12 protein-coding genes and 2 riboswitches are annotated in these 12,430 nt (G+C 44.7%); of the genes, 9 read left to right on the top strand and 3 right to left on the bottom strand.

The features are described from left to right. Positions 1–4 precede the first annotated feature (4 nt). Positions 5–658 (bottom strand): precorrin-8X methylmutase, encoded by a 654-nt coding sequence (locus OCU56_RS05770; RefSeq protein WP_261874572.1) that lies wholly within the window; start codon positions 656–658, stop codon positions 5–7. Continuing rightward, entirely contained in the window at positions 646–1,863 is a 1,218-nt protein-coding gene (locus tag OCU56_RS05765) for a cobalt-precorrin-5B (C(1))-methyltransferase (protein ID WP_261874571.1), read from the bottom strand. The genes OCU56_RS05770 and OCU56_RS05765 overlap by 13 nt, the downstream gene beginning before the upstream one ends. A 90-nt stretch (positions 1,864–1,953) precedes the next feature. Further along, positions 1,954–2,087: riboswitch (cobalamin riboswitch) on the bottom strand. 212 nt (positions 2,088–2,299) lie between these two features. Beyond that, positions 2,300–2,490: riboswitch (cobalamin riboswitch) on the top strand. Positions 2,491–2,668: 178 nt separating this feature from the next. Here OCU56_RS05765 and OCU56_RS05760 point away from each other — a divergent pair. The 9 genes from OCU56_RS05760 (at position 2,669) to OCU56_RS05720 (ending at position 10,585) form a co-directional block, all read left to right on the top strand. Then, entirely contained in the window at positions 2,669–3,694 is a 1,026-nt protein-coding gene (locus OCU56_RS05760; protein ID WP_261874570.1) for a sirohydrochlorin cobaltochelatase, read from the top strand. A 46-nt stretch (positions 3,695–3,740) separates the two neighbouring features. After that, positions 3,741–4,628 carry an ABC transporter ATP-binding protein gene (locus OCU56_RS05755; RefSeq protein WP_261874569.1) on the top strand — a complete coding sequence of 296 codons (888 nt, stop codon included), beginning with the start codon at positions 3,741–3,743 and terminating at the stop codon, positions 4,626–4,628. Continuing rightward, a complete protein-coding gene (locus OCU56_RS05750) occupies positions 4,621–5,358 on the top strand; it encodes an ABC transporter permease (RefSeq protein WP_261874568.1) in 738 nt (245 codons plus the stop codon). The genes OCU56_RS05755 and OCU56_RS05750 overlap by 8 nt, the downstream gene beginning before the upstream one ends. After that, positions 5,355–6,305 carry a FecCD family ABC transporter permease gene (locus tag OCU56_RS05745; RefSeq protein ID WP_261874567.1) on the top strand — a complete coding sequence of 317 codons (951 nt, stop codon included), beginning with the start codon at positions 5,355–5,357 and terminating at the stop codon, positions 6,303–6,305. The genes OCU56_RS05750 and OCU56_RS05745 overlap by 4 nt, the downstream gene beginning before the upstream one ends. Continuing rightward, positions 6,298–7,035 carry an ABC transporter ATP-binding protein gene (locus OCU56_RS05740; protein WP_261874566.1) on the top strand — a complete coding sequence of 246 codons (738 nt, stop codon included), beginning with the start codon at positions 6,298–6,300 and terminating at the stop codon, positions 7,033–7,035. Before OCU56_RS05745 ends, OCU56_RS05740 begins: the two co-directional genes overlap by 8 nt. After that, positions 6,986–7,783, top strand: coding sequence for an ABC transporter substrate-binding protein (locus tag OCU56_RS05735; protein WP_261874565.1), 798 nt, complete (start codon positions 6,986–6,988; stop codon positions 7,781–7,783). The genes OCU56_RS05740 and OCU56_RS05735 overlap by 50 nt, the downstream gene beginning before the upstream one ends. Before the next feature lie 173 nt (positions 7,784–7,956). Beyond that, positions 7,957–8,133 (top strand): hypothetical protein, encoded by a 177-nt coding sequence (locus OCU56_RS05730; RefSeq protein WP_261874564.1) that lies wholly within the window; start codon positions 7,957–7,959, stop codon positions 8,131–8,133. Between the two features lie 191 nt (positions 8,134–8,324). Continuing rightward, on the top strand, positions 8,325–10,067 hold the full coding sequence (locus OCU56_RS05725; RefSeq protein WP_261874563.1) for an amidohydrolase: 1,743 nt from the start codon (positions 8,325–8,327) through the stop codon (positions 10,065–10,067). 71 nt (positions 10,068–10,138) lie between these two features. Next, positions 10,139–10,585, top strand: a complete 447-nt coding sequence (locus OCU56_RS05720) for a hypothetical protein (protein ID WP_261874562.1) — start codon at positions 10,139–10,141, stop codon at positions 10,583–10,585. Positions 10,586–10,727: 142 nt separating this feature from the next. Here OCU56_RS05720 and OCU56_RS05715 read toward each other — a convergent pair whose 3' ends face one another. After that, positions 10,728–12,347: an MFS transporter gene (locus OCU56_RS05715; protein WP_261874561.1), complete on the bottom strand. Its 1,620-nt coding sequence runs from the start codon at positions 12,345–12,347 to the stop codon at positions 10,728–10,730. Between the last annotated feature and the right edge of the window lie 83 nt (positions 12,348–12,430).

Genomic DNA, 12,430 nt, shown 5'->3' with positions numbered 1-12,430 from the left:
GGGCTTATACCGTCTGATAGAGAAGCGCGTGGATGGTAGAGACCACGATTGGGCTTCCCCCCTTGCGGCCAATACTGGCAATATAGGGGACATTGCTCTGCTCAATAAGGGCGCGTTTAGATTCTTCTGCTTTTACAAACCCCACAGGAATACCCACAATAAGAGCGGGCTTAATTTCCTGCGCTTCGACCATTCTCAATACTTCAAACAACGCCGTTGGCGCATTACCGATACCGATAATCGCCCCATCTAATAAACCAAGATCTCGAGCGCTGCGCATAGACCAAATGGCTCGTGTTTCCCCTTTCTGCTTAGCGATTGCGATCACCGCTTTATCACTAATAAAGCATTGCGCTTGGTTATTATACACCGACAACCTTTGTGCACTCAGACCACTGGTGATCATAGTGACGTCACTAATAATGTTGCAGCCGCTTTTTAACGCTTCTATTCCAGCCGCAACAGCACCTTCACTAAATCGAAACAGCTTGGCAAATTCAAAGTCACCTGTGGTATGAATCGCACGGCGTACCACTGGCCACTGTGCATCATCTAAATTGTGACCTCCGTGAAATTGCTGAATTTCCTGATCAATAATCGAGAAAGAATCGTTCTCAATAACCTGCCCTTGCTGGGTCATTTGTTTCATTGTATCCATATTTTTTTACCTAACATTGGGTCAGTGGATTGCTGAGTATGATCTCTTGAGTGCCCTATCACGCCGGCACCACAACTCACAGCTAATGGCTTGCCATCAAAATCGATAAGCACCACTTCAATATCCAACTCATTCGCCACATAACGGTGTGCATGATGTTGCGCCTCTTGGCACAAACGCTGCAAAAAGCACTCGGGTTGATGATCTCTCACTAAATCTAAGACGTGCCGTCCGGTATTGGCTTTGGCTATGTCTTGGCATAAAGGGGCGGGCATGTTGGATTGCTGGGCTAAGTGACTCAACTGTGCAAAATCGATGGCATGCCCTGATACATGAGTCATCATGCGCCCAGAGATCAATTTGCCTAATTTACCTATCATTACCACCAGCGAAACACGCTGTATTTGGTATCGTTTTGCCGCGCGCAACCCCACCCCCATAAAGTCTCCCGCTTGCACAAACGCCAACCGGCTCAGTGCAGGCCACTGCTCTATAGCGGATTTTTCTGAGCGACTGCCTGTCGTTAATACCACATGCTGTAAACCGTTAGTTTTTGCCACTTGAATGGATTGCCTAACGGAGGCGGCATAAGCGGAAGTAGAAAAAGGCTTCACGGTACCGCGAGTCCCTAAAATTGAAATACCGCCTATAAGCCCGAGCCGCTCACTAATGGTCTCCTTGGCGGCCACTTCCCCTCCGGGGGCTAAGATAGTTAACTCAACACCTCGCACTTCTATCGACGCACCCGTTGACCATGACGGTGTCGATAAATCCAACTCTCGTTGCACCATCTGTATAATATTGGCTCTCGGTACGGGGTTGATGGCAGGCTCACCAACAGGGAGTTCTAAACCTGGCAGTGTCACCGTTGCAATTCCTTGCCCGCCTGTAAGGTGGATCCCCGCGGTAGTGCTCCATTTTGCCCTGCACTGAATTTCTAAGCCGTGGGTACAATCGGGATCATCGCCGCCGTCTTTAACCACACCGGCAAGTATTGAAACCGCATGGTTATCTAGGTGTTTTTCTAGTCGTGCCAATGGAAATGTCACGAGCTCTTTATTAGGCAGACTAATTTCAATCTTAGAGAAAGGGCTATCGGAAATAAGCATTCGCACAGCGGCGCTGGCCGCCGCTGCCGCACAGGCACCGGTTGTGTAACCCCAGCGCAACTCTTTATTGTGTTTCGAACGTTTTAATTTACCCACTGAAACTCCAGCACAATTAATAAAAACATCAAACAGTCAGATCGGCTGAAATTGAAAGACAATGACACTGAGTGATCCCGCTCAGGCTGTTTGATTGTTGGATATTTAGCAGGATCTGACTTACGAATATTTATACAGGTATACTGCATGTTCGCTCACAGTTGCGGGGACAGTTCAGGAATGACACCTGATTCACTTAATACACTAAATATTCATGAAGTCTCTCATAGAGAGCGACAGGTATGATTGATAATTATCAAGATAACTGCGCGCCAGCTTTGCGATAGCTCGATTTAAACACACTCTCCCCTTAAAAGTCACCAATAGCGGAATTGAATAGAAATTCATTGCATATTAATTTCTAGCCACACCTTGTTTAATGAAACAAAAATCTCTCTTTATTGATTTTTATCACTATTCATAAGATTTTTTAAGGCAATATGCTTACCATTCAGGTGTCACATTCATTGAATTGCACTTAAAAGGGAATCAAGTTAAAAGCTTGAGCTGTACCCGCAACTGTATTTGGCGAGTTAGCAGACATGAGTCCACTGGAGATTATCTGGGAAGGCGTTCTGCATATGTTGACCCAAAAGCCAGGATACCTGCCTGAATGGTTCAATGAACTGGGAATATCCAGTTCACCAAAGGCGAGCGGGTTACTCGTGGTTAATGACTCTATTGATGACGAAACCTTTGTTATTTACTCCCGTAAGCCACCATTATGCCTTCGCTCTCTCTTTATGATCTGAGTGATGATTTGATGCAACCTAGCACGTTGTATCGGAACTTACGGATACCTATTATGTTAATTTCAACATTATTGAAAAATAGCCTCACGCTGACTAAAGTGCCACGCAAGATCCTTTTTCTCGGACTGTTGGCCAGCCTACCTCTAACGGCAACAGCGCATTCTTCTAGCAAAACGGCGAAACCCGAAAAATCCGCTATCGTCCTCGCCGCCTTTGGTACCACTTACAACACCGCTATTGGCTCACTGATTGGCATTCAACAACAAGTGCAAAAAGCCTACCCGAACACCCCTGTACGCTTTGCGTTTACCTCAAATATTATTCGTAAAATTTGGCATAAGCGTGCAACGGATAAGCAATATCAACAACAACACCCTGAAGTCCCTAAAAATTTTTATCAGGTACAAAATGTCATGGGGACAATGAACGATTTGCAAAGCGCAGGTTATAAAAACATCGTTGTGCAAACCACCTTACTGTCACATGGTGAAGAGTATATCGACCTTAAAGGAACGGTAAACGCCCTAGCGTCTATTCAAACGGTAAAAGCAAAATGGAAACCTTTTCATAATGTGGCTCTTGGCCGCCCATTAATGGGCACTTGGGGTGCGCAACACCCATACCGTAAAGATCTGCATACTTTAGCGGATGCATTAGCCAGCGATGTGGCGCTTGCCAAGAAAAACAATACCGCTTTAGTGTATATGGGCCACGGCAACCATCATCTTTCTACCGGCCTGTATTACGAGCTTCAAGAAATCTTAAATCAACGTTATCCAGACGTAAAAATCTATATTGGCTTAGTGGAAGGCTATCCTAACTTCGATAGCCTTATGGCGCGTTTAAAACACGACTCCATCAAAAGCGTTATGGTTAAACCGCTGATGGTGGTTGCCGGGGATCATGCCAATAACGATATGGCCGGTGATGAGGATGACTCATGGAAAATGATGCTGACCAAACAAAATATCAAGGTCATCCCTGTGCTAAAAGGCTTAGGACGTAATGATTCGATACAACACATTTACCTGCAGCACCTTAATGATGCGGCTAAAGAAGCGGGTATCGTGCTGAAATAGGCATTTTTCGCTAATCACTTAATCAAAGTAAATAGAGCAGAACAGCATGATTTTACAACAGCATCACTCGACGAAACCCGTTATCGAAGTGCGGTCATTGACCCGACATTTTGCTAAGCGCAAAGCCGTTGATGAGATGAGTTTTTCCATTCAACGCGGCGAAGTGTGTGCCTTTCTTGGCCCCAATGGCGCGGGTAAAACCACCACCATTAAAATGATGACTGGGCTGCTCGAACCTGATTCCGGAACGGTGCTTTATGACAACATAGAGAACCGCTCTAATCGACATGATTTAAGACGTTTGATTGGTGTGGTGCCACAACATAATAATGTGGACAAAGAGCTCAATGCCGTTGAAAACCTCAAAGTTCACGGCTTGCTCTATAAAATGCGTGGCAAGGCTTTGCAAAGGGCCATAGATGAAAGCCTTGAATTTGCAGGCCTAACTGAACACAAACATAAGCCTGCATCCAAGCTATCTGGTGGTATGAAACGCAAACTGGTGATTGCTCGCGCATTAATGCACCAGCCCAAAATCTTATTTTTGGATGAACCAACGGTGGGCTTAGACCCCCTTAGCCGACGAAAAATGTGGGCATTTCTACAAAAAATCAACAAAGAACGTGACTGTACCATTTTCCTAACCACCCATTACATTGAAGAAGCGGAGCGATTATCGGATCGTGTTATCTTCATCGATAGTGGCAAAATCATCACCCAAGGCACCGCCGCTAGCTTGAAACAGCATCTAGGGCCATTCGTTCTTGAAATTGAAAGTGAAGAGGTCCAACACGAGTTTTTCAGTAACAAAGAGCACGCTTTGCAACGGTTAACTCACATCAGTCACGACTCTATCAGTGGCCGCATACGGGATACCACATTAGAAGATGTGTTTCTTCATTTTACTGGCAAGAGGTTAATAAAAAATGCTTGATGGTGTTGTTGGCATTTACTACCGAGAATGCACGGTATTAAAGAAAAAAATCGTACGTGTCGCACTCGCTGCGGCTGTCCCACCCTTTTTATATTTAATGGCATTTGGCTATGGCGTTGGGAAAGGAACTATGGTGCAAGGGATGGATTATCTGACCTTTTTGCTCCCCGGCCTATTAGCCATGTCGAGCATGAACCATAGCTACAATATCGCCAGCGAAATTAATATTAGCCGCTTTTATTTAAAGATCTTTGAAGAGTACCTCCTCTCCCCTAATCAGCGCTGGCAAATCGTAGTGGGCGAAGTGGCGTATGGCATCACCAAAGGTTTGATCCCAGTTGCCGTCGTGATCGCTTATAGCGTGATGTGCGGTATCCATTTGCACTTTTCCATTCCGTTTGCCCTAGCGCTGTTAATGCATTTGATTTCATTTGCCCTGATTGGTTTTATCGTGTCACTGAAAATGAAAAATCATCGCGATCAAGCCACTATGAACTCCTTTGTTATCACTCCGATGATGTTTCTATCAGGCACGTTTTTTCCTGTGGATCAAATGCCCTCTTTCATTCAAATTTTAGCCAAATTATCACCACTCACATACAGTGCAGACCTCATTCGTTCGGCTCTGTTGGATGCTCCGTTTAATCTCCAATCACTGGCGATACTAGGTTGTTTAAACCTAGCGTTACTCGTGATTGCCACTCGCATCGTGTATAAGGTCGAAGCATGAAGTGGGCGTTAGTAACGCTGTTTATTGGCTGCGCGTTACTGGCAACGCTCATTGGGCCTCATTGGATCAATCCCTTTGATATGTCACAAATGGAATACAACATTCTCACAGAACTGAGGCTCCCAAGAGTCCTTTTCTCCTGTGTCATTGGTGCCATGCTAGGATTAAGCGGCAGCATTTATCAACTCACGCTAAAAAATCCATTAGCCGATAGTTTTACCACTGGCGCGGCCTCTTCTTCCGCCTTAGGCGCTGTGCTCGCCATTGCGCTGGGTATGCCCGTTCACTGTGTGTCACTATTGGCCTTTATCACAGGGTTGGCGGGGTTAACTATGGTCTATCGCATGTCCCTAACCCAGGGACGAATTAACCCCATCACTATGATTTTAGCCGGTGTGGTAATGAACATTGTCGCATCTGCCATCATCAGTTTTGCTAAGTACTATTTTGAAGATTCGCTCAACTCTATTGTTTATTGGTTAATGGGGGGCATTTTTATGGTCACCCTTGAAAGGCTCGCTATCTGCGTCGTGTTATTGGTCGGAGTTTTGTATTTTCTGCACAGAAACTCAATGAAACTCAATATTTTATCCTTAGATGAGCACTCGGCACAGAGCCTAGGTATCAACGTCCACCGGTTGCGCTCCACTGTGTTTATTGCTGCCACGTTACTGGTTTCTGTCGCGGTCAGTTTTTCCGGTATTATCGGCTTTGTCGGTCTGATTGTTCCGCATATTTCCCGCAGCCTGTTTGGCAGTGATATGAAGCACAATATTTTCTATTCTAGCTTACTTGGGGCATGGTTATTAATGGCTTCGGACACCATTGCTCGCGTCATCATTCCGGGGGGCGCTGAACTTCCTGTTGGCATTATGACTGCCGTATTCGGTGGGGCGTTTTTCTTCTACCTGTTAAAACACAGAAGGGAGCATTTCTGGAATGGTTGATGTAACAATCCACAACTTGGAGTTTCGCCGAAAAGCGTTTTCTCTTAGCGTTCCCTCACTGACCATCAAGGCAGGAGAAAAAGTAGCGCTGATGGGTGAAAATGGCTGCGGAAAAAGCACTCTAATCCATTTACTAACAGGGTTAATTGAAGCGCCTGCGGGTGCTATTACCTATCAGCAACAGCCTCTAGAAAGCCTGTCTCATGAGGCCAGAGCGCGACGATTTTCGGTGCTGACGCAGTTTTCTGATATCTCCTTCCCCTTCTCTGTTTTAGAGGTGGCGATGCTAGGCCGCTATATCCACCTCAGTGGCAATAACTATCAAGCGCTCGATAAACAAAAAACCCTTGAACGCCTAAAACTGCTCGATCTTGACCAGTACCAGACGCGCCGTTATGGGGATCTTTCTGGTGGTGAACAGCGACGTGTAATGCTGGCGCGTGTGCTAAACCAAGACGCGCCTATTGTCTATTTAGATGAACCTAACTCGAGCTTAGATATACGCCATACTCTGGAGATTTTTGACCACCTACAGCAACTACCGCATACCGTGATTACTTCTGTGCATGATATCAATTTGGCACATCGTTACTTTGAGCGGTTCCTATTTTTTAAACAAGGAAAACTTATCTATGATGTCCTTCGACACCAAGTCACCCCGCAGCTACTTTCCGAGGTCTATGATGTTAAAGTGTCTGCTGATACTGCTAGCTTTAGTTTCGGTTCCTGAAGCGAATGCCTATGACCGAATCGTATTACTCGCCCCTGCTGCTGGAGACATTTTAATAAAACTTGGCGTGCAAGATAAAGTCGTCGGCGTTACCCGCAGTAACCATGACTTTGCAAATGCGCTGAAAATTGGCTCTCACATCAAACCTAATATAGAGTTGATCAAAGGATTAAACCCTGATCTTGTCATCATCAGTTCTAACCGTTTTTTCTCTGACTATATGTCCAAACAATTAAATGCCGATGTGGTGAAGTACGATCCGGTCACACTCGATCAAATTCTTAGCCAAATTACTCAGTTGGGAAAATTAGTCGATAAACCACAAGCGGCAAAGAATCTGCTCGCCCAATTACGCGCCATCCGTCAGCACATTCAGCCACTGACAAAAAAACCTACAGTGGTTTTTGAAGTGACAGAAAGCCCTTTCATGGTGGCTGGGCAAAAAAGTATCGTCAACAGCATTATCAATACCGCTGGTGGTCGCCTTATTGCTCCTGCAAATAAAAAGATCACTAAGTTCAACATTGAAAGCATTTTATTAGAAAACCCCGAGTTTTACCTCTATCAAGTGGGGCCGATGAACAAACACCCCTCTAAACCATCGCAAAGAACAAACTACAACATCCTAAGCAGCACCTTTATGCAGGTGGATCAATTAGAGTTCTCACGCGCCAATACACATTCGTTCTCTCTGGCAAAAAAATTAAATGAGCAATTTGTAAAAGCAAACCAAGTTAAACAGCGCTAAAGCCATGCAAGGGATAGGTAGGTCACGGAATTAACACCTTGCTCTCCCTATCGTCACGCAAAATGATCATAAATGATAAAAAGTAATATTGTGTCTTAACCTCGCCCCCCTTTCAGAATCGTGTGCACTTTTTGGGTATAAAAGCTCCATGACACCCTACTTAGGCCACGACGATGCGACACTACCTACAAAAAAATAAACCCCTCTTACTTTGTCTATTGATTGTTCTTTTATTGCTACTTATCAGTTTCAAACTGGTGCAACTAAGAGATAAACGCGCTTCTCTCATTGAAGAGGCCGACACCAATCCACACGAAGTGGCCACCCTATTTGACATTCACACTGGCTAGTACCCTGTTGTCATGCCTCATAAAAGGTAATTTTATGAGGCTATTTAGAAGATTTTAGCTTTTTCACTTCTGATTTTTTTCGCACATTTTTAACTACTTTTTGTTGTTAGCAATCGCAACAGCTTTGGCACACATTAGTGGCATTAGGTTTGCCTAATTTCATTCCCTACTCATTTTTTGGAGTCATAACAATGAACAAACATACTCTTAAACCCGGCCTGCAATACAGAGCAGAAACCGTGCTGTACACTGGTCACTTTGTTACCGTCAATGAAGATCAACCTCGCGCAACCGCAGTGGTAGTCGCTAACGGAAAAATTAGCTTCGTCGGCACAAAAGAACAAGCCGAAACTTATTTGAGCAATGAAGGAATCGACTACCACCTAGATGAGCAATTTGCCTCAAAAACTATCGTGCCAGGCTTTATTGAAGCGCATATGCATCCCCTTGGCGCGGCTCTGTTTACTGCACGCTTTGCCTATGCCGGCCAAATTGAGCGCACAGGTAAAGGGGGCGTTATCTTGCCTGCAAGCCTGACCAAAGAGGCTTTACAAGCCAAACTCAATGCATTTGTTCAAGCCCATAATGAGGCTGGTAAACAAGGGGAGTGGCTAAACCTTTGGGGTCTTGACCCACTACTACTGACTGATGAAACAGCGGTTGACCGTGATTTCTTGGACGCTATCTGCGCTGATAGTCCAATTTTTTACATGCACTCGTCTTGTCATGTTGCCGTATTTAATTCCATGGCCATTGAAAAAGTGGGCTTTAGTCTAGAAGACAACCCTGCTTTTGTTTTCCGTAAAGACAACCGCTTAACCGGTGAAGTTGCTGAATTACCCGACATTATGCGTGCGGTAAAATTAGGTGGCTTTGATATGGGAACCCCTGAAGATGCGGTAGCGGCCATGTTAGGTTATGCCGACAGCACATTCCGTTTAGGCGTCACCACAATGTCAGATTGTGGAATGGGCGTACCGCAAAACCCTTATCCTTTGTATCAAGCTCTGTCTCAAATGCCGGCTTTCAAAGCGCGCATTGCCGCTTACCCGTTACTTCCAAATTTCCAAGAACAAGAGTTAGCCCACTACAAAGAGCAAAGCAATGATCGTTTATTTGCCACAAAAGTAAAACACATCGCCACTGATGGTTCTATCCAAGGGTTTACCGCGGTGCTTAAGCAAGGGGATAAATACTATAACGGTCGTGAAAGCGGTCACTTCCAATACAGTGCAGAAACCACCTATGACAACGTGTTTTACGCGCACAAACTAGGTTATAGCATTTCATTCCACTGTAATGGTGAAGGCTGCACTGAAGCCTTACTCGATCTTATTGAGCGCATGCAAAATGAATGTCCACAACCTAACGTTCGCCACTGTCTTGAGCACAATCAAATGGTGAATCCGCAGCAAATGGATCGCATGAAAAAATTGGGTGTGGTACATAATTTATTTGGTACGCACATTCCATACTGGGGCGATGTTCACGCAACACAAACCGTTGGTCCTGAGCGCGTCAAAACACTCAATCCATTCCAAAGCTCAATTCGCAAGGGCATCCCTTTCGCTATTCACTGTGACGATGTGGTAACCCAAGTAAACCCGCTGTTCATGATGTGGGGGGCAATGAATCGTCAATGTGTCTTCTCTGGAACGGTATATGGCGAAGACGAGTGTTTAACCGCTGAACAAGCACTACACGCCGTCACCTTGGGCGCAGCCTATCTTATGGAGCAAGAGCATATGATTGGCTCTATTGAAGTGGGTAAGCTCGCGGATTTAGCGATTCTTGAACATGATCCGCTGCAAGTAGCAAAACAAGTCGTTAAAGACATTAAAGTGCATGCCACTATGTTAGGGGGAGATGTCACCGTTCATCGCTCAGAGCATGGCACACAACATGACGAAACAACCGCGACACTAACGGTGTAATCCGTCACTATTTAAGCCTCTAACGCGTTACGCTTTAGAGGCTTTTTTAACCAATATGATAATGAATTAAAATGAAATTAGTGAAAGATATCGTGGGGTGTAGCCTAATTGGTACTGTGACTATACTAGCCTATGGTCGCTATTGGGATTGGGTGGTCGTTGTGCACGGTGTTAGCGGAATAATACTGACCTTTTTTTCTGCGCTCATTATTGCGTTTATATTGAAAACCTCCGCAGGGTTTACTCAACTGTCAAATCAGTTATGTCTTGCTCAACAGAGCCTACCATCGATGAAACGTTTCTTTTCAGCATGGTTTATTTGGTTTGGTTCAAAAATTGTCGCAATGGGCGCTATCTTGTTTCTCTTTGGTGAATACGTGCAATTTCATGGTCCATTGGTTGGCATAGTGGCCTTTTTCCTTACCGTTTTATCCATTGCTACCTTTGAATGGGTGCTGTTGCAAGCCCCGCGGTCTAAACAACGTAATACCCCATTAAACACCAGTCACACTAAGTAAGTGATCAGAAATAGCGCAGGAAAAATACCCGAAAACAAGGCAGAATTTAGGACAGTCTCTACGATTGCTATCACTAATCTGCTTTCCGTTCTTTATTTCCTATAACAATAAGGCCTGATGTCATCATCAGGCCTTATTGTTACTATTTTATTGTATCCCGTGCCACGGCATTAAAGCTATGCCCTAGCCGCCGACTCAACTCAAAGCCTAATACAGCGACAATAAATAACATCAACATTACGCCGTTAAACCCCTTCTCTCTGGCCTTAGCTTTAACTTGCTTTAGCTGATGATACGCTGCAGTAGGCAATGCGTAGTGCTGAGCTATAGCTCTTATCTGTTGATTGGAAAGATAAGGAATGGTCGCGCTTTGCTCTATGTCTGCTCGTAACTGTATGGGGATACTGCTAGGGATATTTTCACGTACCTCTTGCTGCATAAGGTATTGATTAATACCACCAAACAAGGTTAAACCTAGCACCATACCTATGTTTCGCAACGTGGCCTGTAACCCTCCAGACTGCTCCGCTTCACGCTCCCCTAACGCTTCTGTGATGATCACCGGGCACTGCGACGCTAACATGCCCATAGCAGAACCTAGCATAGCCATGCCTATATAAAAGATAACATTGATCTGCTGGGCATCACTTGACCACATAAGTAAGCAGGCACAACTGGCTATGGCAACAAACGCTAACTGACACACTTGTCTCGCTTGCCATGTTTTAAACGCGATGGGCGTTAATATTGATAGCATGATCATAAACAGTGAAAACACCAAAATAATGCTACCAGAGTGAGATCCAGACAAGGACAGTGCTACTTGTAAGTAAGTGACAATGACAAAACTGCTACCGCCTAAAGCCAAATACATCAGCGCAAGTATCATAAAACCATAGCGACATAAACTGTTTTTAAACCAGTTAATTGGCAAAATAGAACGGCCATGCACCTGCTCAAATCGACGTTGCTGATACACAAAAACCGTAAATAAACCAACCCCTAAACCCACACACAATAACGCTGGGCTTAAAGGAAAAAATAATTGCAATAGAGGGGGATACAGATCTTGATCATGGGTGAACAGTCCCCCCCATGTTGGCATTTTAAATATACCAATAAACATTAATACCATACTTATGGCGACCAGTAGCGCACCAAAGTAGTCAAACTTCACCTTCACTTGCGTGTCAAGGGGCTTAACTTGAAATATCGCCCCTAACAAAGTAAGCCCATAGCAAAAGGCGATGATAATAAAAGGCCACTGCCAACCGGCATTATCATACAGCCAACCACTTAACAGTGGCATAACAGCGGCCGCTAGACCGGTTGAGGCAGCGGTAAGACCAAAACCTAACGCTCTTCTTTTGCCCTGACAATGGGCGACCACTAACGCCAATACCGATGGCAAAATTAAAGCGGAACTAATACCAGCAAGGGGCCTAACCACTAAGGTTATGAGAGTAATGGAGTCAAACAGTAAAAAACCTAACGTCGATAAAAGCCCTAAAGCGCAGCCGACGATCAATAGCTTTCTCCAGCCGATTTTTAACCCCAACATACTGGCCGATAACATTAAGGCCGCCCCCACTAAGGGTTGCACGCTTCCTAATGCTTGAATTGAGGCAATATTGGTTTGAAAAACCGCCACTAAAGTGGAAGTTGAAATGGAAAGATTGGCAATATCCGCCGCTAAGGTAAATTGCGCCATACAAAGAACATATAAAACGAATCCCTGTTTATTCGTTAAGGATTTTATCATCAGCAACTCTTGTTAATGGGTGACATTTTTAATGCTTTTTAATGAATCAAATTTTTACCAATCGTGATTTGCACCAACATCGA

This window comes from Vibrio rarus, assembly GCF_024347075.1.
Lineage (GTDB): Bacteria > Pseudomonadota > Gammaproteobacteria > Enterobacterales > Vibrionaceae > Vibrio > Vibrio rarus.
The sequence above is the reverse complement of the archived record's forward strand: the minus strand, read 5'-3'. Positions and strand labels throughout refer to the sequence as shown.